Origin of the sequence: Paenibacillus sp. 1_12 (assembly GCF_900114475.1) — a bacterium.
GTDB lineage: Bacteria > Bacillota > Bacilli > Paenibacillales > NBRC-103111 > Paenibacillus_S.
Map to the genome: position 1 here is coordinate 261,332 of NZ_FOTE01000003.1, position 25,957 is coordinate 287,288.

Below are 25,957 nucleotides of genomic sequence, written 5' to 3' on the forward strand. Positions count from 1 at the left end.
TAAGAAGGGGTGATTGTCTTGAGAAAAGGGGCATTACGACGATCTTTGGAAGGTGAAGGAAAAAAAGAAGTTAACAAAATACAGTATTGACATGTTCTTTATAAAGAACTACAATTGTGATACGAAATGTAACTAATACTATCTTTTCTTTATTATATAGGATGAACTAAACATCATGACAGCAAAGAGGCGCTGCGTGTTTCTTAAATAAATATTTTTTTGCAGTACAGTTCTCTATAGAGAATTCGAGGATGAGGAAGAACTATATTGAGAGGGTGAAATTGTTGTCATATAGTCAAAGGTTATCATTACTAATCATGTCCGACTCCTTTATCGTGTTGACTTCCATTTTTTTTGGCCGCTTTTTGGTAAGCGCCGATATCCATGTCATTACTTTGCCTGTAGTAGTCAGCTCAATCACCTTGCTGCTCTGTCATCACCTGTTTTCGATGATTTATAAGCTTTATAAAAAAGCCTGGGAATATGCGAGTGTGGGGGAATTACTGTTTATTTTAAAAGCCATCACGTTTTCTATTTTCACTGCTGCGATTATTCAACTGGTTATTTTTCAAAGCATCTCCTTTCGGCTGCTCGTTGTGACATGGATGCTGCATATTCTGCTGATCGGCGGCTCGCGTTTATGCTGGAGAATTGTGCGAGATACCTACATAAAAAAGGATGAGAATAAAAAACGGACTCTGATCGTAGGAGCTGGATCGGCAGGAATGATGGTGGTCAGGCAGCTGAGTAAAAACAACGACGCAGAGCTGCTGCCAGTGGCCTTTATTGACGATAATATAAACATTCAAAACCTGGATATTATGGGTCTTCCCGTCATTGGCGGTGTGGATCGGATCGAGAAGGCAGTCCATGATTTAAACATTGATAACATTGTGATCGCCATTCCCTCACTCGGGAAAAAAGAATTAAATACCATATTTGAGGAATGTGCAAAAACAAATGTAAAGACACTTATCCTGCCCATGCTGGAAGATCTCGTTACCGGCAAGCTTTCAGTTAATCAATTCCGCGACGTGCAGGTAGAGGATTTGCTGGGTCGGGAACAGATCGAACTGGATATTGATAGCATTTCCGGATATATCAAGCATAAAGTTGTATTAGTAACCGGCGCTGGCGGTTCGATCGGTTCCGAAATTTGCCGCCAGGTCATGAAGTTCGATCCGCACAAAATCATTTTGCTGGGACATGGCGAGAACAGTATTTATTGCATTGAAATGGAATTGAAAGATAGTTACGGAAGCTCACCCATTGAAATTATTACAGAAATTGCAGATGTTCAGGATATAACCAAAATGATGGCGATTATGAACAAATATCGGCCTGATGTCGTCTACCATGCCGCCGCACATAAGCATGTGCCATTGATGGAGAAAAACCCGGAAGAAGCAATTAAGAACAATCTGATCGGTACGATGAACGTCGCTAAAGCGGCAAGCAAATATGGTGTGAATATATTTGTGATGATTTCGACCGATAAAGCTGTCAATCCCACGAGCGTTATGGGCGCTACCAAAAGACTGGCTGAAATGTTCATCCAGAGCATGGATAAAACGAGTGGCACGAAGTTCGTTGCAGTTCGCTTCGGCAATGTATTGGGCAGCCGAGGCAGTGTTATTCCACGCTTTAAACAGCAAATTGAAAAAGGTGGACCGGTGTCCGTTACCCATCCCGACATGGTCCGTTACTTTATGACTATTCCTGAAGCCTCAAGGTTAGTCATACAAGCCGGAGCGTTGGCTAAAGGAGGAGAAATCTTCGTCCTGGACATGGGAGATCCCGTGAAAATTGTCGATTTGGCCAAAAATTTAATCAAGCTCTCAGGAAATTCAATCGAAGAGATTGGCATTGAATTTACTGGAATGAGGCCCGGCGAAAAGCTTTTTGAAGAATTGCTTAAAGCCAATGAGGTCGATGAAAAGCAAGTTTATCCAAAGATTTATGTCGGTAAAACGGCGGATCTTTATACAGAGGAAATCATCAAAATGATCTCGAATTACGCATCGCTGGATAAAGCTATCTTGAGGGAGCAGCTGTTGAATTTAGCTAACAGCAGCAAGGTGATTCCAATTCCTAAGAAATTAATTTCAATCGGTTAAAAGGAGCATGCAACATGAAAGTAAGAAAAGCGATTATACCAGCAGCAGGAATGGGGACCCGATTTCTGCCGGCAACCAAAGCCATGCCCAAAGAAATGCTGCCTATTGTAGATAAGCCGACCATTCAATACATCGTAGAAGAAGCCATAGAGTCGGGTATTGAAGATATTATCATTGTTACAGGAAAAGGAAAACGAGCGATTGAGGACCATTTCGACAGCTCCTTCGAGCTGGAGCACAATTTAATGGAAAGACAAAAATTCGATTTATTAAATGAAGTTCAAAAGTCCTCCAATTTGGTAGATATCCATTATATTCGTCAAAAGGAACCCAAGGGTCTGGGACATGCCATCTGGTGCGCACGCAAATTCATTGGGGATGAGCCCTTCGCAGTGTTGTTAGGTGATGATATTGTGCGGGCGCAAAAACCTTGCCTTAAGCAGATGATCGAGCAATTCGAACGTCATGCGGCATCCATTATCGGTGTGCAGCATGTATCGGATGAGGAAGTATCCAGGTATGGCATTGTTGATGGATTCAAAATAGAGGATCGATTATTTAATGTGAATCATCTGGTGGAGAAGCCAAAGCGGGAGGAAGCGCCATCCAATCTGGCAATTTTGGGACGTTATATTCTTACTCCTCGGATATTTGAAATCTTAAGTTATCAAGAACCTGGAGCTGGCGGAGAAATTCAGCTTACTGACGCTTTAGCGGAATTGAATCGTTTTGAATTGGTGTATGCTTACGAATTTACGGGTACACGGTATGATGTGGGCGACAAAATGGGTTTTATCCAAACCACCATCGAGTATGCCTTGCAGCGGGACGATTTAAGATACGGTTTATTAAACTATTTAACCAAACTATTGGAAAAGGAACTAATCATAGATAAGTTCAATACTAAATAATATTCGTATAAAACGTCCTTCCAGCAATTTGAAACGGCTTATTGTCCTGTTGTTTGGAAAACGTTTTATTTATGTGCAAAATTCAGATTCCCGTTAAATAAGAACGGAAATGGAAAGGATTGGAGGATCCGGGATGGTGCCGACTTTGACTGTTTTTACGCCAACATATAATCGTGCATACACACTTCATTTATGTTACGAAAGCCTAAAAAGACAAAGTTGTAAAGATTTTAGCTGGTTAATCATTGATGACGGATCTACTGATCAAACAAAGGAATTAGTAGAAGAATGGATTTCTGAAGGCTCCTTTCCAATACGCTATCATTACCAGGAAAATCAAGGTATGCATGGTGCACATAATGCTGCCTATGAATTAATCGATTCGGAGCTGAATATGTGTATTGACTCGGATGATTATATGGCAGATGAAGCTATTAAGCGGATTCTTTCCTTCTGGAAAATCCATGGAAGCGACCAATATGCCGGAATCGTGGGATTGGATGCCACTCCAAATGGAGACATTATCGGGACTAAGCTGCCGGATTATTTGAAATCGTCCACCCTTACTCCGTTATTTGCCAAACATAAAGTTAAAGGAGATAAAAAGCTTGTTTATCGTTCAGAGCTGACACGTAAAATTCCACCATATCCCTTATTTCCCGGGGAAAAGTACTGCCCTCTGAGCTATAAGTATGTTCTTATTGACCAGGAGTGCCCACTGCTGATTATGAATGAAATTCTTTGCCACGTTGAGTATTTAGCAGATGGCTCCAGCTTGAATATCATTAAGCAGTATAAGAGCAACCCCCAAGGTTTTTTATTCTTTAGGAAGGTTGCTATGAAATATGCCCCTACATTTAAGGATAAATTACGTGAATCCATGCACTATGTATCAAGTAATTTGATGATTAATAACTACAAATTTCTATTTGAATCGCCTTGTAAATGGACTACGTTTATCGCCACACCTCTTGGAATCCTGTTTTATCTTTATATTCAGAATACAAGCAAGGTGACTTTTTTGAAAACTCAATAAGTTTTTTTGTGGAAGGAATACCAACATGACAATGATATGGATTAATCTTGTTATGGTTTATATCTTTTCTTTTTTTTCAAGGTATTTGGCAAGGCCTGCGATGATCGGATCGGGCAATGGCTTTGTTAGTATACAACCTAATAAATTTATGACGTTTATTGTAATGATAACTTTTGTAATGATAGCAGGTCTTCGTAAAAATATTGGGGATACATTTTTTTATATGCATTCTTATGTTGTTGATCCCTATTCATGGCAATTTGTTATGTCGAGTAAAGATATTGGCTTCGGTCTCTTCCAGATGGTACTCAAGCAATTTTCCAATGATCCTCAGCTGCTGGTGTTTACAACCGCATTAATTACAAATGTACTTATTGTAGGTGTGCTTTATAAATATTCAAGATTATTTGAGTTAAGTTTATATGTTTACATAACGTCAGGCTTTTATATCGTTTCCATGAACGGGATTAGACAATTTCTGGCCGGGGCGATTCTGTTTGCAGCTACCAAATATATATTCGATGGAAATTGGAAAAAGTATTTCTTAGTCGTGCTGCTCGCCTCAACCATCCACCAAAGTGCTCTCATCCTCATTCCGATTTATTTTATTGTTAGAAGGAGAGCTTGGACGTCTGCTACCTTTGTACTTCTATCTTTCGCGATACTGCTAGTTATAGGATACAACCAAATTTCAGACATGATGTTTTCAGCTCTAGAGGATACCCAATATGGCAACTACAAGGATTTTAAAGAAGGGGGTGCTAATTTAATTAGGGTTGCTGTTGAAGGGGTACCGATTTTATTCGCTTACATGGGAAGAGATAAACTTAGGGAGATCTTTCCCAAGAGCGACTATGTGGTCAACATGTCCATATTGAGCTTGGTCTTCATGGTCATCGCAACACAAAACTGGATTTTCGCGAGGTTTACGATTTATTTTGGATTGTATAATTTAATACTGATTTCATGGATTGTAAAGCTATTCGTCAAGAGACATCAGATTATAATTTACTACGCGATTATCATATGTTATTTTATTTATTTTTTTTATGAGCAGGTTATTACGTTGAATATTGTTTATAGAAGTGATTATTTCAATTTTTGAGAAAAATGAGGCTGCGAATATGGCGAAGAAGCACATACAAAAACTTGTTAACTGGTTGTATCTTATTCGCAATGGGATGAATATTCCAATATGGTCAATCGCGGTATTCATGACCAATGATGTCGTTTCTGCTAAATCACTGCAAGAAATGAATTTGGACATTCCCACTTTACAAGCCTCGGATGTCAATGATGTGCAAGCTGAATTTGTTGCGGACCCTTTTATCATACGGCATGATTCGCAATTTTACATGTTTTTTGAAGTAATGAACAAAGTATCGGGACGGGGAGAAATAGCAGCAGCGGTGAGCTTGGACGGAGTGAAGTGGGATTACCAGCAAATCGTCATTCGTGAACCTTTTCATATCTCTTATCCACAGGTTTTTAAAGTTAAAGATGACATATATATGATCCCTGAAACGATTGAAGCTAATCGTGTTTTACTGTATAAAGCCAAACAATTCCCTATCCTTTGGGAAAAAACAAGCGAACTGCTGGATGGCCATTATTTAGATCCTTCTGTAATAGAGTATGCCGGAAAATGGTGGATGTTTGCGGGAACGGAGGAAAGAAATCTGCATTTATTTGCAGCGGACACATTAGAAGGACCATGGAGCGAACATCCCAGCAGTCCGATTATTACGAATGATATTAGTATTACGAGGCCGGGAGGCCGTCTTATCGTATCGGGGGATCACCTGTATAGATATACACAGAACTGTTATCCGTACTATGGAATTTCTGTAAAAGAATTTAAAGTGAAAGCGTTATCGGAAACAGAATACGAGGAAGAGGAAATCTCCCAGATTATGAGCGGTACTCAAAAAGACAGTGACTGGAGACGAGACGGGATGCATCATATCGACCAACTCAGAATTGACGATAATCAATGGTTGGTCGCGGTAGATGGTCACACATTTAAAAAGTCGAATTACTTCGTATGGAAGTTTAACCGTATCTTTGAGAAGGTTTTTAGCTGATAGAGCGGGGTGGCGATCAAAACGACTAATTGATTTTTTGTTCATGATACTTGAGCTTGGTATAAAAATGCTCTTTCATTTTCAAGTCCAGGCAATCCCTGTAAAGAATAAAATTATAGGCATACAAAACCTGATGGTAAGTCTTCTTCGCCTTTCTCAGTAATACCTTCAAAAGCGAGTACATAACATGCCCCCTTGGTATATCTTTATGGACTATTATACGGATGTATTCAGTCTAAAGCTACATTGTGAATATGGGAGGAGGTGATACAAAGGGACCCTATGATCTCAAGGACGATTGATTGTAATGGTGGTTATGAATTCTTGAATTTTGCTAAAAGTGTCACTTTGGAGTGATGTCCATGATCGGTAATAATATTTCTGCTATTCGAAAACAGAGAGGTTACACGTTGTCTGAGCTATCCGAACGGGCCGGTGTATCCAAATCCTACTTAAGCAGTATTGAAAGGAATCTTCAGCAAAATCCATCTATACATGTTATGGAAAAAATAGCTACGGTTTTAAAGGTCGATCTCAAAAGGTTGCTAATCATTGCAGGTGAAGCAGATAAAAAGCAGATTGAAAAAGAGTGGATGGATTTAATTTATGATTTGAGAAAATCTGGTATAGGTAAAGAGCAGATTCATGAATACAAAATCATTGTTGAGTTTATGAAATGGTACAATGAAAAAATGAAGTAGAACCTTATATAAGTGAGTACTATTGGACGACAAAAAGCCCCTTCAGGGGGCTTTTTCGCAAAACGCTATGGACACGTAAAAAATGTAATGTTTGTTCTTTAAAGAGAATTTTGATATGCTGTAGTCACTATAGTTATCTCAATTCATTAAGTGAAAAGGGAAGATTCCGAATGATAGGTAAACGTGTCCAACAGCTTAGAAAAGAAAAGGGAATGTCTCTGACGGAGCTAGCTGAACGCGCTGGTGTGGCTAAGTCGTATATAAGTAAATTAGAACGTGACATTCAGAAAAATCCCTCAATTGAGTTTCTTGAAAAAATTGCGGCTGTATTAAACGTGACTATAAACAGGCTTATTGATTCTGAGGAACCGGCTGCTAATGACAATGAATTTGATCAGGAGTGGTATGAAATTATTAAAGACGCCATGTCATCAGGGGTTGATAAGAAGCGGTTTCGAGAGTATCTGGAATACAACAAGTGGATCATGAACCGTTCTAACGACGACTAGCTTCATGAGTTTTTGTAACGGTACTTCGTTATGCATCCTCTGTGTTAACATAATCCCTCGTCTCACATTTCATTTGAGTACATATGGATCATATTCTGTGTTCATATCCAGATGCTGTGCAGACTGCTCGGAGCTTGTCAGAAATGTGCGAATGTCGCATGGGTTAAGCCCCATCTTACGAGCACTCATAATAAGATCCACCCACTCCACATCAAGCAACTCAAGTTCCATTCGATTCGTGCTACTCACAGGTAACCCCTCCTGAATAAATGAACGTTTAGATACATAATGTATCATTAAATGTATTATTGCATTTTTTTTTTTCGAAATCAATCATAATTATTAATTTTAATACAAAATGTATCATATTTAACATTAATTTTGGAGCATGAACATTTAGTTTAGCCTGATCGGGCGAACTAAGGACATAGACAAAGCTTCCATACGGGTGATATGATGAAACAAGACAATTGTATACGTGATAAAATAGGTGCGAGCTTTGAGAAATCTTACTTGCTTAAAAGGGAAGCCGGTTACAATCCGGCACGGACCCGCCACTGTAATGAACGCCAATTTCAATTGGCAAATGCCCTGAATGATGGATCCACTGAAGCAGTCCAAATGCTTTGGGAAGGAATCGGGGCACTTTGTTCTGAGTCAGGAAACCTGCCTGTTTTGAAAACACTGTTAACCTACGTGGATTTAGGCAAGTGTTAGAGACTGGCTTACTTACAGTTACAGAGGGCGGGGAACCTCTTGTCGATACACTGTTTGTAGGTGATGCAACAGCATTTCTAACACAATGGAAGTGCTTTTTTTGTTGTCATTTTATGGATGTGGATATAGAAAGGACGTGCAGCGTGTGGCAGGGAAATTGCTGATTGTCGGTTTTGGCCCCGGCAGCTTTGAACATATAACTAAACGGGCTCGTGAAGCGCTCCAGGAGAGCGATGTCATCATCGGCTATAACACGTACGTGGACTTAATTAGCGGTTTGTTGAGCGATCAACAGATTGTGAGAACGGGAATGACCGAGGAAGTAAGTCGTGCTCAAGAGGCAGTGCGGCAGGCAGAAGCAGGCAAAAAGGTTGCTGTCATTTCCAGTGGTGACGCTGGTGTATACGGGATGGCTGGGCTTGTGTACGAAGTGCTGATAGAAAAAGGCTGGCATCCTGAGGATGGTGTGGAGGTTGAGATCATTCCCGGAATATCGGCGATTAACTCATCGGCTTCACTGCTGGGGGCGCCCATTATGCATGATTCCTGCACGATCAGTTTGAGCGATCATCTGACCCCTTGGGAGCTGATTGAACGTCGTGTAGAAGCGGCTGGGCAGGCTGATTTCGTCATTGCCTTGTACAATCCGCGAAGCGGCAGAAGGACTCGGCAAATCGTGGAGACACAACGGATTTTGCTGAAGTATCGTTCACCGGAAACGCCTGTCGGTATCGTAAAAAGCGCATATAGGGATCGTGAGCATATCGTCCTGACGAACCTGCGAGATATGCTGGATCACGATATCGGTATGCTGACAACGGTCATTATCGGCAATTCGTCGACTATGGTGTATGACGGACTGATGATTACGCCGCGCGGTTATCAGCGCAAATATACACTGGGTGCCGATGTGCAGCCGCTAAGGCCGCACCAACGGCTGCGGCAGGAAGCGGAGCCTTGGGCGTTAGAGCAGCTGCCTGAGGACCCAAATGACGAGCACGACGATGAGGAATGGGAATCGAATGATGAAGGCGATTCTCTGATTGAGGATATAGATGATGAAGAATGGGATGACGAGGAGGATGAAGTCCTCGCGAAGAACGGCGGCTCGTTGTCAGCTGTGAGTGCAGTGTCGCCTAGCTCAGGAGCGGCAGGCAAACCATCTCTGAACTACAATGAAGGAATAGCCGCAAAAGCAGAAGCAGGCAAGCCATATGAAGGCGCACTTGGAAAAGCGAAGGCAGTCGAATATTTAGGTATATCTACTGCTGCAGAGCCAAGCGCAGTAGCTGTAGCAGAACGACACGTTAGCGCAGATCCGCTGTTGCTGGCAATGGAGGCCTTGCAGCTTGTGGAACGCAGAAATGGAGTAGCGTCGGTAAGCATAAATACTACCGCTCCAGCTGTATCTGTATCGGGAGCTTCCGTCACTGCTTCGGCTCCAGCTGCTTCTTCGACTGCCGTTACCGCAGGGTTGTTCAGGCAGCAGTCGATCTTTGAGCTGGCTGTCAGCCCAGGCGTGGCTAACAAACAGTTCACCGCCAAGCAGATGCTGACCTTGGCTGCCGTTGTCGGAGATAAAGGATCGATGGAATATACACCCCATCATCAGCTGATCGTGCGTGTACCTACAGACAATCCGGCGGAGATTACGCAAAGGCTTAGCATGGAAGGATTTTTGCTGGCACCTATTGGTGATGTCGCACAGGTGAAGGCTTGCGATTTTTGTAATGGCGAGAAGGGCGAGTCCATTGCTTACGCTGAGGAGCTGCAAGCGAAGCTCGGTGGGCTGGGCGTTCCCAAAGAAATGCGTATCGGATTTAATGGCTGTGGCATGGCCTGCTATGGCGCGGTCAACGAGGACATCGGGATCGTATACCGCAGGGGAAAGTTCGACTTGTTCCTGGGCGGCAAAACTGTGGGCCGTAATGTTCACCCGGCTCAGCCGGTTGCTGAAGGGATCAAGCCTGAGGACTTGGTCGCTACGATTGAACGAATTATGCAAAGGTACGTAACCGAGGGTCACCCGAATGAAAGGTTCCATAAGTTTTTCAAACGGGTTAAGGAGCTTGAAGGCTACCGTCATCAGGATCTGCCTGTGTTTACAATCGAAAATGCAATTTGCGGAGATTAGGGACTATGAGGAGGTAACCCATGAACGCTGTATTATTTGTAGGGCATGGAAGTAAAGATGCTGAAGGTAATGAGGAAATTAGACAATTTGTTGAAGCTATTGCAAAGGAGCTTCAAGGGCCGCTCGTAGAAACGTGTTTTTTGGAATTCGAGAAGCCGAACATTCGGCAGGGAATTGACCAGTGCGTAGCCAAGGGAGCGACGCAAATTGCTGTCGTGCCGATTACTTTATTTTCAGCAGGACATGCAAAAATTCACATTCCTGCAGCTATCGACGAAGCCAAGCTGCGTTACCCCCAAATCCGTTTTAATTACGGCAGGCCGATAGGTGTCCATGAGCAGGTATTGGAAATTTTGACCTCACGTCTGGGAGCAGCAGGAATAACGGAAGCCACCCTGCAGGAGCAAGGACAAGAGCTGGAAGAAACGGCGATATTGGTCGTGGGAAGAGGCAGCAGTGATGCAGACGCGAACAGCGATCTGTTCAAAATATCCCGTTTATTTTGGGAAAAGCTGAAGGTGAAATGGGTAGAAACAGCATTCATCGGTGTAACGGCTCCTCTTCTGGAAGAGGGGATGGAACGATGTTTGAAGCTGGGTGCCCGCAAGGTCATTATACTTCCTTACTTTTTATTCACGGGTGTATTGATCAAACGTATGGAGGGTATGCTGGAAGCCTTTGAAGAGCGCTACCCCGAGCACCAATTTTCACTTGCCGATTACTTTGGCTTTCATCCCAAACTCAGACAGATTTTGATTGAACGTGCAACGGAGGCTTTGCAGGGTGAAGCCAAAATGAACTGTGATATGTGTCAGTACCGGATCGCTGCCATGGAGCATATCGATCATCATCACCATGATCATGACGACCACGATCACCATCATCACGATCATGGACACGACCATCACGATCACAATCACCACGATCATGGACACGATCATCACGATCATAAACATACAGATGGACACGACCATGATCACGGGCATGATCATCATGACCATGATAACCACGGCCACGATCATGGACATGACCATGCTGATCACAAACATACAGACGAGGATCATAAAGAACCACATATCCAAAGAAAGTAATTTCGAGCACGATAATAGTCACGACCATGATTATAAACAACCACGTATCCACAAACAGTGACTTTGATCATGATCAAGTCCCGAGCATGATTAGCATGTCGATCAAGATCATACACATGACGCTCATGCTAACGATGATACGCATGTCGATGACCATGATTACCATACGCAGGCAGTCCATAATAAGGCTGTGGCATCATTCTAATAGAAGGAGGCTTAACGATGATATTAGTTATGGCTGGAACTAGTGACGCTCGCGAGCTTGCAGTTTCCATTCAGCAGACGGGTTATGATCTGCTAACTACCGTTGTAACCGAGAGCGCTGCGCAATCGATGGAGAATGCCGGTCTGCCTGTTATGGTAGGCCGGTTAACTGCTGGGCAGTTAGCTGCATTAGTTAAGGAACGCGGCATTCGTACGATTGTAGATGCAACGCATCCTTTTGCCGAGGAAGCCTCGAAGAATGCTATCACGGCTGCCCGCGAAGCGGACGTGCCCTATATTCGCTATGAACGGGATCGACTTACTTTTGAAGGTAATCCGCTGATTACATACGCTGACGACTATGAGCAGGCAGCCGAGATGGCCGCAGCCAAGCAGGGCGTCATTATGCTGACGACAGGCAGTAAAACGCTGCATATTTTTGCCAAGCGATTGTTGAACGAGCCAAACACGACATTGGTAGCCCGTATGCTTCCCCGCAAAGATAATATGGAAAAGTGCGAGGAGCTCGGCTTGCAGCAAAAGAACATTGTCGCGATGCAGGGTCCATTTTCCAAAGCTTTAAATACTGCTTTATATGAGCACTATAAGGTCACCCTGATGATTACCAAGGAGAGCGGTAAAGTAGGGGCAGTCGATGAGAAGCTGGAATCGGCGCTGGAGCTTGGCATCGAAACTATTATGATTGGACGGCCAGAGGTAGAGTATGGCGTACATTTTAGCGATTTTGAAGATGTGATTAAGAAGCTGAACGAACTATTGAAGGGGGTATAAGAAGGATGGATTTTAAAACGGAATTTAAACCTTTGACGGTACAGCCGCAGGAGATTGAGGAACGCAGCTTTGAAATGATCACGGAGGAGCTTGGCGAGCATCCCTTTACAGAGGAGCAGTATCCTGTTGTGCAGCGTGTCATTCATGCCTCCGCTGATTTTGAGTTGGGACGCAGCCTTGTTTTTCATAAGGATGCTATTACAGCGGGAATTCGCGCCATTCGTGAGGGTAGACCTGTTGTAGCTGATGTGCAAATGGTGCAGGTTGGTATCAGTAAGCCGAGAATTGCCAAATTTGGCGGTGATGTACGCGTATATATTTCTGATCCTGATGTGATGGAGGAAGCTAAGCGTTTGAATACGACACGGGCAATCATCTCGATCCGCAAGGCGATTCTTGAAGCGGATGGGGCTATTTATGCAATTGGTAATGCACCTACGGCGCTGCTGGAGCTTATTCGTCTTGTCAAAGAAGGCGCCGCTAAGCCGGGGCTTATTGTAGGTGTTCCGGTCGGCTTCGTATCCGCTGCGGAATCCAAGGATGAATTGGCAAAGCTGGATATTCCTTTTATTACGAATATTGGGCGTAAAGGCGGCAGCCCTGTGGCAGTGGCGACGGTCAATGCGATTTCGTTGATGGCTGAACGGCTGGGCTAGGTCAAATTATGGCGATGGATAAGTCCGGGAGCAAGGGAGACCAAGATGCCAAGCCGCTGCGCCATGGTTATACGACAGGCTCTAACGCTGCGGCGGCAACCAAAGCTGCTTTAACAGCATTAATCACGCAGGATGAGCAGACGGAAGCTACCATTCATTTGCCAATCGGTCAAGTTGTGACGTTTACGATAGTACGCTGTGAATTTACGATCGAACGGGCGCAAACCGAAGTCATCAAGGATGGTGGGGACGACCCGGATGCTACCCATGGTGCGCGGATTATTGCTGAGGTTTCTTGGCGGAATGAGAATGGAATTGAGCTTGATGGCGGTGTTGGTGTTGGACGTGTTACGAAGCCAGGCTTGCCGGTTGAGGTTGGAGAGGCGGCAATCAACCCGGTTCCCCGCAAAATGATTCGTCAGGCAGTGAGCGATGTTCTGAAGCAGTTCGAGATGGACCGCGGAGTACGCGTCGTTATATCAGTCCCGGATGGCGAGGAAATTGCCAAAAAGACTTTGAACGGCAGGCTTGGCATCATTGGTGGTATCTCCATCCTCGGTACACGGGGCACGGTGGTACCTTTTTCCACAGCCGCTTATAAAGCCAGTGTGGCTCAGGCTATTCGGGTCGCTGTTAAATGCGGCTGCGAGCATATCGTACTCTCCACTGGTGGACGAACTGAGAAGTATGGCATTGATATGTTTCCCGAGCTGTCTGAGGAAGCTTTTGTGGAGATGGGCGATTTTGTTGGATTTGCACTGCTCCATTGCAAAAGGCAGGGTATCAAGCGTGTAACGATGGTCGGAATGATGGGCAAGTTTTCCAAAATCGCGCAGGGCGTGATGATGGTGCACAGCAAAAGCGCGCCGATTGATTTTGGCTTTCTTGCGAAGGTCGCCCTGGAGGCAGGAGCCACGGAGGAGCAGGCTGAGGCGATTCGGGGAGCGAACACTGCTGCTTTGGTGGGCGATTGGATGCAGGAATGGGGCTATCCTGGTTTTTTTGAGCTGTTGAGCAGCTACTGCTGTGACATGGGCCTGAAGGAAGTAGGGGGCGGTATGGAGCTGGATACCGTAATTATTTCGATGAAAGCTGTACTGCTGGGCAGCGCTCGGAGAAATGATGTGGGGATAGGTGAATAAGGATCGCTGTGCGGAGAATAGGTGAAAGTGCCGCTGTGCGGAGAATAGGTGAAAGTACCGCTGCGCGACCGAAGTGTTCTTCCGATCACTGTTGTTCCCGAAATTTTTGATCGTATAAGGGATTTAATGGTCAAAATTCGGGAACAAAGGTGAACGCTAACGCTTCTCCAGAACACCACGGTCGCTCCGCTCTTTATTCACCGAGCTTTTTAGAATAGAAAGAACACGCGTTTTCCGTAAAGTATGTTTACGTAGTGCTTTAAGGCGACGCTTACGATGCAAGCATTGCTGAAGCAGCGCTTTAAGAAAAAGCTTACGAAGTTAGCGTTGCTCTGGTCCGCTCTAAAGTCCGGTGAATAATGAGCGGAGTGGGCGGAATCGTTCTGGAGAAGCGAAGCGTTCGCCTTTGTCTCTGGATTTCTACCGCTAAAAGTCTTATATCATCAAGAAATCTGGAGACAACAGCGATCGGAGGAATGATCCGCCCACGCAGCGGAACATATTCACTGTGCTTCAAAGACTATGCTTACGATGCAAGCGCTGCTTAAGCAGCACTTTAAGATAAAGCTTACGAAGTTAGCGTTCCTATGGAACGCTTTAAGGAGACTAAACCATGAGCGGACAACAACCGCATGTACGAATAAATAAGCCGAAAGTCATCGGCATTGGCGATAACGGTAGAGGCAGCCTGCTGCCTCTGTATACAGATTGGATCGACAACTGTGAGCTGCTCGTTGGCGGTGAGCGTCAGCTGCAATTTTTCCCTGACCATCAGGGAGAGCAATGGGTCATTAAAGGTGGCTTGAGTGAGCTGGCAGCCCGATTAAAGACAGAGTCGGAACAGGGACGCAGTGTGGTGGTGCTGGCTTCGGGTGATCCACTTTTTTACGGTATCGGCGGCTATTTGAGCTCCAAGCTGGCCGTTGAGGTGTATCCGAATCTGAGCTCGATCCAGCTGGCTTTTGCACGAATGGGTGAGAGTTGGCAGGATGCTGAGGTTATCAGTGTTCATGGTCGGCGTATAAAAGGTTTAGCTCAGCGTATCGACGGCCGGAAGAAGGTCGCACTGCTCACGGATGAAACGAATAGTCCACAAGAGATTGCCCGCTATTTGCTCAATTTTGGCATGACGGAATATCGGGTATTTGTAGCTGAGAATCTGGAAGGACCGAGTGAACGCACAGGCTGGTATGAGCTTCAGGAACTGGCTGAGCAGGGAACGGAAGCTTTTTCTCCGTTGAATGTAGTTGTTTTACGACAAAAGCCGGGTATTTCCAGCGCAGATTTGCCGGAGTGGCCGTTCGGTATTGATGATGAGCTGTTTGCACAGCGCAAGCCGGATAAAGGGCTGATCACCAAAAAAGAAATCCGTGTTCTGAGCCTTGCCCAGATGGGACTTCGTTCCGACAGCATTGTCTGGGATATTGGTACGTGCACAGGTTCGGTAGCGATTGAAGCAGCGCGTATAGCCAGACAAGGTGAGGTATTTGCCATTGAAAAAAATGAACCCGATCTCGCCAACTGCCTGGAAAATATGACGCGTTTTCGCGCTGATTTTACGGCTGTTCAGGGACGCGCGCCACAAGGACTGGAGGCATTTGCTGATCCAGACGCGGTATTCATAGGAGGCAGCGGCGGTGAAATGAAAGAGCTGCTGCATGTGTGCTGCACGCGACTGCGGCCTGGGGGCAGAATCGTTCTTAATGCGGTGACTATAGAAAACTTGTATGAGGCTAACCGAACATTTGCCGAGGAAGGATTTGCTACGAATATTACCTTGGCCCAAATTTCACGCAGCAAGCCGATTTTGGATATGACCCGATTTGAGGGACTTAACCCTGTTTATATTATAACGGCCCGGCATCAAGCGCCGGAGAGCGCGGCAGTAAAGGAGACGAAAGCAGTTGAGTAACTTAGGTATTTTGTATGGCTTGGGCGTTGGACCTGGAGACCCGGAGCTCATTACAGTAAAGGCTTTCCGACTTCTGAAAGAATCACCAGTAATTGCTTATCCACGTAAAAAGCGGGGAGCTAAAAGCTATGCTTTAGCCATTACGGAGCTTTATGTGAACACGGAAGAGAAAATTATGGTTCCTTTGATCTTTCCAATGACGAGAGACCGTGATGCTCTGGAGCTGCAGTGGAACAAAACGGTGGACGCCGTTTGGCAGCATTTGGAACAAGGCAAGGATGTCGCTTTCGTCACCGAAGGCGATCCGATGATTTACAGTACTTTTATCCATTTGATGCGGCTAATGGCGGAGCGCCATCCTGAGGTAGAGATCCGCTCGATTCCGGGTATCTCGTCGGTTAATGCATCGGCCTCACGCTTAGGGCTGCCGATGGCGGACGGGGATGAGAAAATCGCCATTGTTCCGGCTATGGACGACTATGATCAAATGCGTTATGCGATCGAATCTCATGATTGCATCGTATTTATCAAGGTGGCGAAGGTGATTGATTTGATGCTGCGTGTGCTGGGTGACCTTGGTTTGGTCGATAAGGCATCTGTGCTGACGAAAGTAACTTCTTCCGAAGAAATGATCTGGCGGGATATTCGCGTGCTGCAGGGCCGTGAGCTGGAATACTTAACATTAATGGTGGTGAGAAAATAATGGATAAAATCTATATTATCGGAGCGGGTCCCGGCGATCCGGATTTGATTACGGTCAAAGGCTTACGTTTGCTGCAGGAAGCGGATGTTGTTCTCTACACGGATTCATTGGTTAATGAAGACCTGATTGCCAAGGCTAAGCCTGAAGCGGAGATTTTGAAAAGCGCGGGCATGGATCTGAAGGAAATGGTCGATATCATGGTGGACCGGGTACGTCAAGGTAAAATGGTTGCCCGTGTCCACACAGGTGATCCCGCCGTGTTCGGTGCCATTATGGAGCAGATTGCTCTGCTCAAAAAAGCAGGAGTCGGGTACGAGGTTATTCCTGGTGTCAGCTCTGTATTTGCCTCAGCTGCAGCGATTGGTGCGGAGTTGACGATCCCCGAGCTAACGCAGACCTTGATTCTAACTCGTGCGGAAGGACGGACGCCTGTACCTGAGTTGGAAAAGCTTAAGGACCTGGCTGCCCATCACTGCACGCTTGCCTTATTCCTTAGTGCCACACTCGTCAAAAAAGTTGTGGGTGACCTACTCGAGGCTGGCTGGAGCGAAAATACGCCGGTTGCGGTTGTGCAGCGTGCGACTTGGCCCGATCAGCTCATCGTGCGTACGACAATCGCCAATCTGGAACAGGACATGCGCGCGAATGGAATTCGTTCACATGCGATGATTTTGGCAGGCTGGGCGCTGGACCCAGACATTCATAGTAATGAAGAGTATCGCTCCAAGCTGTATGACAAGGAATTCACGCATCGTTTCCGCAGAGGAGTGAAGCCCTCATGATCAGCTTAGTCGAGGGTCAATTTCCGGAAATTGAGCAAAATGGCGATTATGCAATAGTAGCCATTACGAAGCATGGCGTAGAGCTAGCTCGCAAGCTGCAGCAATCATTTTCTCATTCAGATTTGTATTATATGTCCAAATTTGCCCGCGGCGACGAAGCCGAGCTGGGTATTCAATTATTCGAGGGCAGCGTGAGAATGCTGTTCCCTGCGCTATTTCCTGCTTATAAGGGTATCATCACGATCATTTCCTTGGGTGCTGTTGTCAGAATGATCGCTCCCTTGCTGGTAGATAAGAAATCAGACCCCGGTATTGTCGTCATCGATGATAAAGGGGAGCATGTGATCAGCATGCTGTCTGGCCATTTGGGCGGTGCGAATGAGCTGACACGTGAGGTAGCCGCAGCCATCGGCGCTAGAGCTGTCATTACAACAGCCTCTGATGTGCAAAAGACGATAGCCGTCGATTTATTCGGTCGTCGCTTTGGCTGGGTATGGGAATCCGCGGCTAAGCTGACTCCGGTCAGTGCGGCGGTTGTTAATGAGGAGCAGGTTGCTGTTGTAGTAGAATCGGGGGAGCCGGGCTGGTGGCTTCATGATTCTCCGCTGCCTGCGACCATACGTGAGTATACATCTGTTGAGGCTGCACTTGCCGCTCAGCCGCAGGCAGCTCTTGTTGTCACACACCGTGTGCTTTCTGAGACGGAAGAAACCATACTAACCAATGGTGTGCTGTATCGTCCGAAGGTGCTTGCACTTGGAATTGGCTGCAACCGTGGCACAGCAGCCGAGGAAATTGAGGCAGTGATTGTCGAAACGCTGGCGGAATTGCAGTTCTCGATTAAGAGCGTCAAAGCTATCTGCACGATTGATCTGAAGAAGGACGAGGAAGGTTTGCTTGCTGTCACTCATAAGTATAGCTGGCCGCTGGTGACTTACTCCCCTGAGCAATTAAACGAAATGCATATCGAGGCACCGTCCGATACCGTTCATCGTTTTACAGGTGCATACGGTGTCAGCGAACCTGCTGCCAAGCTGTATTCGGGAGCATCCAAGCTTGCTTTGACTAAGAAAAAATCCGGCAATGTGACGATTTCCGTCGGTCTCATCGATTTTGACAAGTTGGCTGTGAAGTCTGTGCAGGCTGCTGCTGAAGGCGATGCATCTGATGCTTCGAAAGCAGCGTCTATACCCGCATCAACAGCAGTGAACAATAAGCAAGCCGGGGTGCAAGCCGATGGCTGATAGAAAAATCGTAATCGCGGGAACCGGCAGCGGTGTCGGCAAAACCACACTAACCATTGGCTTGATGGCGGCTCTTCGGAATCTTGGTCATCAAGTTCAAGGATTTAAATGCGGACCGGATTATATCGATCCTACCTTTCACACCGCTGTTACTGGACGCAGCTCACGAAATCTCGACAGCTACATGCTGTCTCACGATACCGTTAAGGAAATTTATACAAGAGCCAGTCATGATGCGGATATTTCGATCATTGAAGGGGTCATGGGCTTCTACGATGGTAAAAATCCCAAAAATAACGAAGGCAGCACCGCAGAAATCAGCATGCTGCTTGATGCACCGGTTCTGCTTATTGTGAACTGCCAGAGCATGGCGCGCAGCGCTGCTGCGATCGTCAAAGGTTTTCAATGTATGGAGCCGCGGGCACGAATTGTCGGTGTTATTGCCAACAGGGTAGGCAGTGCCAATCATCACCGGATTGTGAGTGATGCGATTGAGCAGGAATGCGGCATTCCCGTTCTTGGGTATTTGCTCCGAGACGATCAGATCTCGATGCCGGAGCGCCATCTTGGTCTCGTCCCTTCTATAGAGAGGGGAGAGCTGCAGCCGTTTTTTGACGGTTTGTCCACTTTGATTTCAAGCACCGTCGATGTTCAGCGGATTTGGGAGCTGGCAGAGTCTCCTGAAGTTGAGCTGTCGAAAGATAGCCCGCGAATGTTTATGCCAGCTGATAGCCTGCCTAAGCCTCAGGTTACGATTGCTGTTGCCAGAGATGCGGCTTTTAACTTTTACTATCAGGAAAACATCGATCTGCTTCAAGCCAATGGAGCCAATTGTATCTATTTCTCGCCTCTTGCTGGTGAGCCGCTTCCAGCAGATGTTCATGGTCTGTATCTTGGAGGTGGTTTCCCTGAGGAGTTTGCCGATATGCTGGCAGCAGATGAAGCGGAACCTGTACGCCGGTCGATTCGCGAAGCGATCTCTGAGGGGCTGCCTACACTGGCGGAATGCGGAGGATTCATGTATTTGACCGATTCAATCGAAAATACGAATGGTCAACATTATCCGATGCTGGGATTGATCCCTGGAACCGTTCGTATGCAGAAGAAGCTCGCTGCGTTGGGCTATCGGGAAATAACCGGCACCGAAGGCAACTTCCTGCTTGGAGCTGCCGATAAGGCCAAAGGTCATGAGTTCCATTATTCTACGTTTCAGCCCAAGCTGGTAGAAAACGAAGACCCAGAGAAAGCACTGCGCCATGCTTATGTAACCAAAGGACTGCGCGGCACCAAGCCGGAAGGTTATTTGAGCGAGTCAGGCAATTTGGTCGCAGGATATACGCACATTCATTTTGCATCCGAACCAGCTTTAGCACAGCGGTGGGTGGAACAATGCAAGCAGTATAAGCAGCTTAAAGAACATTAATGCACAAGCCAACGAGAGGGGAATTATGAATCATGACTGTTATGGAACTGCTGCTTAAGCGGCGTGCAACTCGAAATGTTCAAACCATTGAAATTGAAGATGAAAAAATCGATGCCTTGCTCGAAGCTGCGGCATTAGCGCCAAACGACAGGTTGCGCGAGCCTTGGCATTTTTATGTGATTCGCGGTGAAGCGAAGCAGCGTTATGAGTCGCTGGCGCTTTCCTACTTGGAAGAGCGGTTTCCTACCAAGCCTAAACTTGTCGAGGAGTCTTTGAAGGTACTCACGGCAACACCACTTGTCATTGTAGTAACATCCGATGTGATACCGAATGATCCTGCATCCTCCAAGGATAATGAATACGCCACAGCTTGCGCCATCCATTCGATGTGGCTTGCTGCAGGGGAGCTTGGACTGGGTTTTGTTTGGCGCACTCGCGGCATTGGTCTGGTGCATGACGAACGGATGCATGAGTTTATTGGTTCACCAGAAAATAAAAAGGTTATCGGTACGGTATTTATTGGATATCCCATGGATGAACCTGCCGCGACTGCGCGGACGCCTCATCGCGATAAGACGACATTTGTACAATAGGTACTTGCATCAAGGATTGGAGTACGGTTGGTAACCTGATCAACGATGCTCAACAGTTTCGGTGATGATTCATTCCAATCTTGGGTTAAGCCATAGAAGTTCGTGTCCATATTGTCGCGTGCTTCTATGGTTTTAACATTGTATAATGCTTACAGATAGGAGTGGATTAACGGAAATGAAGAAGCATTGGATTTTATGGGCAAGTGTGTGTGGAGTAGTAGTACTATCCGGTTCCATAATCTTATCAAACGACAAGATCATGAAAAGTGATGTGAATGCAAAACAACCGACGCCTGTAACTGTCCCAACCAAAGAAGCGACTAGGCCCGAATTGGGAGCTCCGCCGTCTGCCCCCTCTTCTCCGACAGCACCAACGGCAGCAAATACCTCGCCAGCCAACACAAAATCTAAGGCTTCTGAAACAAGTTCAACAGGAACACCAACATTGTCTACGAAGGCAGCACCAACGGAGAACAATAATGTACGAGCAACCGCTCCAACAGGACTCCCGAAAACGAACGAAGCATCATCAACAACGACACCGACTAAAGCCCCAAATGCAACAGTAACTGCTCCGTCTAAAGTTCCGACAGTATCCCCAACGATGAACGTAACAACACCAGCTGCAGATGCAACTACAAACACAACAGCAACTTCCACAATCATAGCGCCAACTGTTCCTGTAGCTCCAGTAATCCCTTCGGCTCCCAAACATGATCAACATTAATATGAATAAGAGGTGAATAGGTATTGTTAGATAAATCAGTACCTCACTACGATGTGATCATGAAACGGAGTGCGGGTATTCCCTTGCCTGATACTATTTTACCTGAAGGATATACATTTGCTTGGTACATTCCAGGTAAAGAAGAACAATGGGCTGAGATCGAGGCATCTGTTGGTGAGTTCGAAAATACAGAACAAGGTCTTAATTACTTTCGGGATGAATATTTGCCTTTTGGTGACGAACTTAAACGGAGGCTATTGTTTATTCAGAATGAAGACAGTAAAGAGGTTGGGACAATCACAAGTTGGTGGAATCTAACGGGAGAAAGACGTGATCCCTCAATTCATTGGTTTGCTGTAAAAAAAGAATATCAAGGTATAGGACTTGGAAAGGCTTTAATTTCAAAATGTCTACATCAATTGCTGCTTTTGGAAGGCGACATAGATATATTTTTACATACGCAAACCTGGAGCTACAAAGCTATAGGACTGTATTTAAAAACTGGTTTTGAAATTCTTAAAGATGACAGTTTCGCTCATTACAAAAATGACTATGATAAAGCCCTGCCAATACTACAAACAAAACTGTATTAACCCAATCTGATCAAAATCCTAATATTGAATAAGCAACGTTAAGTATACAATTAGGTAGGTGATCTATCATTGAAATCGAAAGATTCCCTCTTCGGTATGATTGCATCCGTGGGATGTATAGTTCTGTGTGTCATTTTGTTGTTCGGGAATCCGTATTCAAATACGCCAGTGAGTAAAGGAACGTTTATCATCATTGTTATGATGTTGATTCTTCCTGCATGTTTAGGCATTACTGCCTGGTTTTTGAGAAATCGTTTCTTAATGTATATGGTATTTGTGTGGTCTTTGCCTTATGGTCTTTATTTATCTGTCGCGTCAATTCCAAGTATTTGGAACCTGTTAAGTGTAATCCTTATTTTATATCTTGTCTCTGCCAAACGGATGAGCAAAAGCTACTCTGGTTAAGGTGAGAACATTTTACTTTTATTCCCCTTTCTATTAACTAATGTTAGCATGAATGCAAGATCCTGCTGCCATTTTTGGCGGCTTTTTTCTTATTGTGTTTAATAGCAGCATGGTTAAATCGATAATAAAGGGAATGTTCTCTGTGTGTCGAACTAACACCCTTGAATTAGAAAAATGAGGAGGTCAGGTCATGCAAGGGTATAACGTTATTATGATATACAGCAAAGATATGGACCAATTGCTCATGTGCAAACGTTTAAAAAATCCATATAAAGGATTAAGCAATTTAGTTGGTGGGAAAATCGAAAATGGAGAAACGGGTATTGAAGCTGCTTACAGAGAACTATTTGAAGAAACCAGCATTTCAAATGAGGATGTTAGTTTAAAACATTTAATGGATTTTACATATTATTTGCAGCATTGCTATGTTGAAGTATATGTTGGCAAATTAAAGTACGATGTAAGGGTCTCAGGGGATGAAAATGAATTATACTGGTCTGATTTGAATCGTGATTTCTTTGACATGTCCTTATATGCAGGTGAAGGAAATATCGGGCATATGATCGAACAAGTCAGGTTGAGCAAAGATATATTTCTTTGAGTGTGTATGCTGAACCCCGAAACTAATTCCATTTATTGGTGTATACACGATTTTAAACGTAAAGATGAATACAGGGGGCTACTATGTTGTCAAATAAGTCAATGGGTGCAGCGGCGGTCATACGGGATTCTGAAGGACGTATTCTCTTAGTAAAACACAGCTATGGGAAAAATAATTGGGAACTACCAGGGGGTAAATCTGAAAAGAATGAGTCAGCGCAGGAAACTGCGAAAAGAGAGGTACGGGAGGAAACAGGCCTTGAAGTCACAGTAGAGCAATTAACTGGCATTTACTATGACCCCGACTATGATATGCATCATTTTGTTTTCATCTCAAATAACGATCGTAATCAAGAACCTCAGCCTAGTTCACCTGAGATTTTAGAATGTAAATATTACTCGATAGATGATTTGCCCAAACCGATTAGTGACTTCACTTATAAACGTATACAGGAAGCTTTAAATCAGGATAGGAAGCAGCTATTCCACGTTATAGGACCGAGACAATGGATGGAATAAGGTGTGTCTAATAAAGCGTTGAACTTATGGATACTATAGTGCAATTCCGAGAGGGCTGTCGTTTGGCAGCCCTTCGCTCGGCTAAAAGGCAGTTATTCCACAAGCGGCAGTCTAGGGCGATATGTTCTTGTCCTGACTGCCGCTGTTTGTTTATTTTATTAAGCTGCTTCTTTAACGCCTGATTTCTGCTTCATTTTATCGAATCGGCCGGGACCAGACAGCACACCTGCCAGAACGCCGATAACGGCAAAGATGATGGCAATCATAAATCCGTGATTAATCGCCGTACCGAGGGAGTCACGCAAAAAGTCGCGAATTTCCTGAGGTATGCTTGCTGCTGCCCGGACTAACAACTCGGGATTAGCCAATGTATCGATTTTATCCGCGGGGATATGGTGAGCCTCCGATCCATCGCGAATCAATTGTGCTAATTGATTGTTAACGATGGTGGCTGTGAGGGTCGCTCCAAGAATACCACCGATATTCCGCCAGAAGCCTACGATGGACGAGCTGATGCCGATATAACGGGGGTCAACACTATATGCGACGGCATTTTGTGCTACGCTCATCAACGGGCCAATCGCACCAAAACCAAGCATAACCATAAGGGAAATCATATAGATGGAGGAAGCGTCATGAGCAACTCTGGTGAGCAGAAAGGTAACGACGATTCCCATCAGCATGGATACGATGATCAAAGACCGGAATGAGAAACGCGTCTGCAGACCTCCGAATACAACAGCTCCAACCATTAGAGAGAACATCATCGGTGTCAGCAATCCATTGGAATTGGAGTTGCCAAGTACAGCTACGGAGAACATGGGCAAATAAGTAATGGCTGAGAACATAATGGCGCCTTGGCACAAGCAGGCAATACTGGTACCGACAATCATACGATTGCGAAACAATTGCAGCGGCAGTATCGGTTCTTCAGCCTTTAGCTCGGTAAGGACAAATAGGATCGTTCCGATCACAGCTGTCACAAATAAGCCGATAATTTGCCAAGATGCCCAAGGATAGCTTTTGCCGCCCCATTCCAAAGCCAACATCAGCGAAATCGTGGAAACAATCAAAAGGAAGGTGCCCAGATAATCGATTTTGGGTTTGCGGTCTGAACGTGATTCCTTCAAAGCGATCAGCAGTACGAGAAAGGATAAGGCTCCAAGCGGCACATTTACGTAGAAGCACCAACGCCATCCCCAGTAATCCGACAACAGCGTGCCAATCTGTGGACCAGCAACCGATGAAATACCAAAAATGCCAGCAAATATACCAGAAAGCTTGGCGGCCTGCTTCGGATCAGCGAACATCGTGTAGATGATCGTAAAGCTGATGGGGAAGAGGGCTCCTGAACCGATTCCTTGCAGCGCGCGAAACCAGATTAACTGATCGATATTTTGCGCAAGCCCGCATAGGGCTGAACCGAGTAGGAAAATGGCAATACCAATTAAATAAAATCGTTTTCTACCGAATAAATCGGACATTTTTCCGAAAACAAGCATCGTACTGGTTGCGGCCAGCATATAGGCTGTGAATACCCAGCTCATTTTATCAAATCCGCCGATATCCTTAATAATATGACTGACGGCAGCCGAGGTGATGGTATTATCTAGCGATGCCATCAATAGCCCAAGCGCCATAGCCAGCAAAATAAATCCGTTCGTCCGTTTATTCATGTGATTTTCCCTCCATGGAGTCCATCATATGGAGTCGTGCAATGCCTTGTTGAAGTACCTGGACCTGGCTCCGCAAATTGCCGATGCCGATTTGGATACAGATCTCCTGAGTAGGACTCATTCCAGAAGAAAAGCGCTTATAGTCGTTCTCCAAGTTGTGAAGCTCCGCCTGCGAGCGTTGCAAAGCATCGTTCATCCAACCCGTGACCATCTGTGGATCAGCCAATTCTCCAAAAATAAGACGCACCATGAAATCCGAACGAAGCACATTATCTTGAATGTCGCTTTGCAGATAGCTTTGAAACTTCACTCTTCCTGGCTCGGTAATCGAATACACATGCTTGTTAGGTTTTCCTTCCTGGAGAACACTTTCCTTTGTAATGAATCCTTCCTTCTCTAACTTGGCAAGTGTCGGGTAAATCGTACCGAAGCTCGCATCAAAAAAGTAAGAAAACAAATCCTCGAATTTCTTTTTGATGTCGTAACCTGATTTTGGTTCAACGGCTAAAATTCCAAGTATTACATCTTGACCTGTCATCAATGATATGCCTCCCTAATTGCTAATAAATGTATTATAAACGAATGATATATATCAAGTCAATATATAGACAAACGATATAATATTAATTTTTTGTAAAATAATGATTGGAATTCTCACTGCTGTTCTTTGCGCTATACCACTTTTT

Annotated in this window: 25 protein-coding genes and 1 riboswitch; of the genes, 21 read left to right on the forward strand and 4 right to left on the reverse strand. The window is 45.2% G+C overall.

The window, feature by feature from the left end; genetic code table 11:
* Positions 1-284: 284 nt before the first annotated feature.
* From BM210_RS08795 to BM210_RS08825, 7 genes are all read left to right on the forward strand, one after another.
* Positions 285-2,117 carry a polysaccharide biosynthesis protein gene (locus BM210_RS08795; RefSeq protein WP_091167159.1) on the forward strand — a complete coding sequence of 611 codons (1,833 nt, stop codon included), beginning with the start codon at positions 285-287 and terminating at the stop codon, positions 2,115-2,117.
* 14 nt (positions 2,118-2,131) lie between these two features.
* Positions 2,132-3,028 (forward strand): UTP--glucose-1-phosphate uridylyltransferase GalU, encoded by an 897-nt coding sequence (galU, locus tag BM210_RS08800; protein ID WP_091167160.1) that lies wholly within the window; start codon positions 2,132-2,134, stop codon positions 3,026-3,028.
* Positions 3,029-3,161: 133 nt separating this feature from the next.
* Positions 3,162-4,064, forward strand: a complete 903-nt coding sequence (locus tag BM210_RS08805) for a glycosyltransferase family 2 protein (protein WP_091167162.1) — start codon at positions 3,162-3,164, stop codon at positions 4,062-4,064.
* A gap of 25 nt (positions 4,065-4,089) precedes the next feature.
* The gene (locus tag BM210_RS08810; protein WP_091167163.1) at positions 4,090-5,169 is read left to right on the forward strand and encodes an EpsG family protein; all 1,080 of its coding nucleotides are present in this window, start codon (positions 4,090-4,092) and stop codon (positions 5,167-5,169) included.
* A gap of 19 nt (positions 5,170-5,188) precedes the next feature.
* Positions 5,189-6,148 carry a glucosamine inositolphosphorylceramide transferase family protein gene (locus tag BM210_RS08815; protein WP_143101018.1) on the forward strand — a complete coding sequence of 320 codons (960 nt, stop codon included), beginning with the start codon at positions 5,189-5,191 and terminating at the stop codon, positions 6,146-6,148.
* A 362-nt stretch (positions 6,149-6,510) separates the two neighbouring features.
* On the forward strand, positions 6,511-6,849 hold the full coding sequence (locus BM210_RS08820; protein ID WP_091167166.1) for a helix-turn-helix domain-containing protein: 339 nt from the start codon (positions 6,511-6,513) through the stop codon (positions 6,847-6,849).
* A gap of 170 nt (positions 6,850-7,019) precedes the next feature.
* Positions 7,020-7,358: a helix-turn-helix domain-containing protein gene (locus tag BM210_RS08825; RefSeq protein WP_091167168.1), complete on the forward strand. Its 339-nt coding sequence runs from the start codon at positions 7,020-7,022 to the stop codon at positions 7,356-7,358.
* 69 nt (positions 7,359-7,427) lie between these two features.
* On the opposite strand, the gene BM210_RS08830 is transcribed toward BM210_RS08825, so the two are convergent.
* Entirely contained in the window at positions 7,428-7,607 is a 180-nt protein-coding gene (locus BM210_RS08830; protein WP_091167170.1) for an anti-repressor SinI family protein, read from the reverse strand.
* 222 nt (positions 7,608-7,829) lie between these two features.
* Positions 7,830-8,047, forward strand: a riboswitch (cobalamin riboswitch).
* A gap of 173 nt (positions 8,048-8,220) precedes the next feature.
* Between BM210_RS08830 and cobJ the strand changes: the two genes are divergently transcribed.
* The 11 genes from cobJ (at position 8,221) to BM210_RS08885 (ending at position 20,751) form a co-directional block, all read left to right on the forward strand.
* Positions 8,221-10,209 carry a precorrin-3B C(17)-methyltransferase gene (gene cobJ / locus BM210_RS08835; RefSeq protein ID WP_091167664.1) on the forward strand — a complete coding sequence of 663 codons (1,989 nt, stop codon included), beginning with the start codon at positions 8,221-8,223 and terminating at the stop codon, positions 10,207-10,209.
* A 20-nt stretch (positions 10,210-10,229) separates the two neighbouring features.
* Entirely contained in the window at positions 10,230-11,300 is a 1,071-nt protein-coding gene (locus tag BM210_RS08840; protein WP_091167172.1) for a sirohydrochlorin chelatase, read from the forward strand.
* A gap of 222 nt (positions 11,301-11,522) precedes the next feature.
* Positions 11,523-12,296 carry a precorrin-6A reductase gene (gene cobK / locus BM210_RS08845; protein WP_091167173.1) on the forward strand — a complete coding sequence of 258 codons (774 nt, stop codon included), beginning with the start codon at positions 11,523-11,525 and terminating at the stop codon, positions 12,294-12,296.
* Positions 12,297-12,301: 5 nt separating this feature from the next.
* Positions 12,302-12,952, forward strand: coding sequence for a precorrin-8X methylmutase (locus BM210_RS08850; protein ID WP_091167175.1), 651 nt, complete (start codon positions 12,302-12,304; stop codon positions 12,950-12,952).
* Between the two features lie 14 nt (positions 12,953-12,966).
* Positions 12,967-14,094 (forward strand): cobalt-precorrin-5B (C(1))-methyltransferase, encoded by a 1,128-nt coding sequence (locus BM210_RS08855; RefSeq protein ID WP_091167665.1) that lies wholly within the window; start codon positions 12,967-12,969, stop codon positions 14,092-14,094.
* A 613-nt stretch (positions 14,095-14,707) separates the two neighbouring features.
* Positions 14,708-16,006 carry a precorrin-6y C5,15-methyltransferase (decarboxylating) subunit CbiE gene (gene cbiE / locus BM210_RS08860; RefSeq protein ID WP_091167177.1) on the forward strand — a complete coding sequence of 433 codons (1,299 nt, stop codon included), beginning with the start codon at positions 14,708-14,710 and terminating at the stop codon, positions 16,004-16,006.
* On the forward strand, positions 15,999-16,709 hold the full coding sequence (gene cobI, locus BM210_RS08865; protein WP_091167178.1) for a precorrin-2 C(20)-methyltransferase: 711 nt from the start codon (positions 15,999-16,001) through the stop codon (positions 16,707-16,709). Before cbiE ends, cobI begins: the two co-directional genes overlap by 8 nt.
* Complete coding sequence (cobM, locus tag BM210_RS08870) at positions 16,709-17,491, forward strand: precorrin-4 C(11)-methyltransferase (RefSeq protein WP_091167180.1); 783 nt, start codon at positions 16,709-16,711, stop codon at positions 17,489-17,491. Before cobI ends, cobM begins: the two co-directional genes overlap by 1 nt.
* Positions 17,488-18,735, forward strand: coding sequence for a cobalt-precorrin 5A hydrolase (locus BM210_RS08875; RefSeq protein ID WP_091167182.1), 1,248 nt, complete (start codon positions 17,488-17,490; stop codon positions 18,733-18,735). The genes cobM and BM210_RS08875 overlap by 4 nt, the downstream gene beginning before the upstream one ends.
* Positions 18,728-20,158, forward strand: a complete 1,431-nt coding sequence (locus BM210_RS08880; RefSeq protein ID WP_091167183.1) for a cobyrinic acid a,c-diamide synthase CobB — start codon at positions 18,728-18,730, stop codon at positions 20,156-20,158. Before BM210_RS08875 ends, BM210_RS08880 begins: the two co-directional genes overlap by 8 nt.
* Positions 20,159-20,190: 32 nt before the next feature.
* Complete coding sequence (locus BM210_RS08885; RefSeq protein ID WP_091167185.1) at positions 20,191-20,751, forward strand: nitroreductase family protein; 561 nt, start codon at positions 20,191-20,193, stop codon at positions 20,749-20,751.
* A 132-nt stretch (positions 20,752-20,883) separates the two neighbouring features.
* Here BM210_RS08885 and BM210_RS08890 read toward each other — a convergent pair whose 3' ends face one another.
* Complete coding sequence (locus BM210_RS08890; RefSeq protein WP_091167187.1) at positions 20,884-21,417, reverse strand: hypothetical protein; 534 nt, start codon at positions 21,415-21,417, stop codon at positions 20,884-20,886.
* Positions 21,418-21,501: 84 nt separating this feature from the next.
* Here BM210_RS08890 and BM210_RS08895 point away from each other — a divergent pair, with 84 nt between their 5' ends.
* From BM210_RS08895 to BM210_RS08910, 3 genes are all read left to right on the forward strand, one after another.
* Positions 21,502-22,071 (forward strand): GNAT family N-acetyltransferase, encoded by a 570-nt coding sequence (locus tag BM210_RS08895; RefSeq protein WP_091167188.1) that lies wholly within the window; start codon positions 21,502-21,504, stop codon positions 22,069-22,071.
* A gap of 595 nt (positions 22,072-22,666) precedes the next feature.
* On the forward strand, positions 22,667-23,077 hold the full coding sequence (locus BM210_RS08905; RefSeq protein ID WP_091167191.1) for an NUDIX hydrolase: 411 nt from the start codon (positions 22,667-22,669) through the stop codon (positions 23,075-23,077).
* Between the two features lie 83 nt (positions 23,078-23,160).
* The gene (locus BM210_RS08910; RefSeq protein ID WP_091167192.1) at positions 23,161-23,595 is read left to right on the forward strand and encodes an NUDIX domain-containing protein; all 435 of its coding nucleotides are present in this window, start codon (positions 23,161-23,163) and stop codon (positions 23,593-23,595) included.
* A 158-nt stretch (positions 23,596-23,753) separates the two neighbouring features.
* Here the strand turns inward: BM210_RS08910 and BM210_RS08915 are convergent, their stop codons facing one another.
* Positions 23,754-25,271, reverse strand: a complete 1,518-nt coding sequence (locus BM210_RS08915) for a DHA2 family efflux MFS transporter permease subunit (RefSeq protein ID WP_091167194.1) — start codon at positions 25,269-25,271, stop codon at positions 23,754-23,756.
* Positions 25,264-25,809: a PadR family transcriptional regulator gene (locus BM210_RS08920; RefSeq protein ID WP_091167195.1), complete on the reverse strand. Its 546-nt coding sequence runs from the start codon at positions 25,807-25,809 to the stop codon at positions 25,264-25,266. Before BM210_RS08920 ends, BM210_RS08915 begins: the two co-directional genes overlap by 8 nt.
* Positions 25,810-25,957: the final 148 nt, after the last annotated feature.

Excerpts from the sequence above, each read along its gene's own strand:
- galU (WP_091167160.1), top strand. The coding sequence starts at position 2,132 with ATGAAAGTAAGAAAAGCGATTATACCAGCAGCAGGAATGGGGACCCGA.
- BM210_RS08805 (WP_091167162.1), top strand. The coding sequence starts at position 3,162 with ATGGTGCCGACTTTGACTGTTTTTACGCCAACATATAATCGTGCATAC.
- BM210_RS08810 (WP_091167163.1), top strand. The coding sequence starts at position 4,090 with ATGACAATGATATGGATTAATCTTGTTATGGTTTATATCTTTTCTTTT.
- BM210_RS08815 (WP_143101018.1), top strand. The coding sequence starts at position 5,189 with ATGGCGAAGAAGCACATACAAAAACTTGTTAACTGGTTGTATCTTATT.
- BM210_RS08820 (WP_091167166.1), top strand. The coding sequence starts at position 6,511 with ATGATCGGTAATAATATTTCTGCTATTCGAAAACAGAGAGGTTACACG.
- BM210_RS08825 (WP_091167168.1), top strand. The coding sequence starts at position 7,020 with ATGATAGGTAAACGTGTCCAACAGCTTAGAAAAGAAAAGGGAATGTCT.
- BM210_RS08840 (WP_091167172.1), top strand. The coding sequence starts at position 10,230 with ATGAACGCTGTATTATTTGTAGGGCATGGAAGTAAAGATGCTGAAGGT.
- cobK (WP_091167173.1), top strand. The coding sequence starts at position 11,523 with ATGATATTAGTTATGGCTGGAACTAGTGACGCTCGCGAGCTTGCAGTT.
- BM210_RS08850 (WP_091167175.1), top strand. The coding sequence starts at position 12,302 with ATGGATTTTAAAACGGAATTTAAACCTTTGACGGTACAGCCGCAGGAG.
- BM210_RS08855 (WP_091167665.1), top strand. The coding sequence starts at position 12,967 with ATGGATAAGTCCGGGAGCAAGGGAGACCAAGATGCCAAGCCGCTGCGC.
- cbiE (WP_091167177.1), top strand. The coding sequence starts at position 14,708 with ATGAGCGGACAACAACCGCATGTACGAATAAATAAGCCGAAAGTCATC.
- cobM (WP_091167180.1), top strand. The coding sequence starts at position 16,709 with ATGGATAAAATCTATATTATCGGAGCGGGTCCCGGCGATCCGGATTTG.
- BM210_RS08875 (WP_091167182.1), top strand. The coding sequence starts at position 17,488 with ATGATCAGCTTAGTCGAGGGTCAATTTCCGGAAATTGAGCAAAATGGC.
- BM210_RS08880 (WP_091167183.1), top strand. The coding sequence starts at position 18,728 with ATGGCTGATAGAAAAATCGTAATCGCGGGAACCGGCAGCGGTGTCGGC.
- BM210_RS08885 (WP_091167185.1), top strand. The coding sequence starts at position 20,191 with ATGACTGTTATGGAACTGCTGCTTAAGCGGCGTGCAACTCGAAATGTT.
- BM210_RS08890 (WP_091167187.1), bottom strand. The coding sequence starts at position 21,417 with ATGATTGTGGAAGTTGCTGTTGTGTTTGTAGTTGCATCTGCAGCTGGT.
- BM210_RS08905 (WP_091167191.1), top strand. The coding sequence starts at position 22,667 with ATGCAAGGGTATAACGTTATTATGATATACAGCAAAGATATGGACCAA.
- BM210_RS08910 (WP_091167192.1), top strand. The coding sequence starts at position 23,161 with ATGTTGTCAAATAAGTCAATGGGTGCAGCGGCGGTCATACGGGATTCT.
- BM210_RS08915 (WP_091167194.1), bottom strand. The coding sequence starts at position 25,271 with ATGAATAAACGGACGAACGGATTTATTTTGCTGGCTATGGCGCTTGGG.
- BM210_RS08920 (WP_091167195.1), bottom strand. The coding sequence starts at position 25,809 with ATGACAGGTCAAGATGTAATACTTGGAATTTTAGCCGTTGAACCAAAA.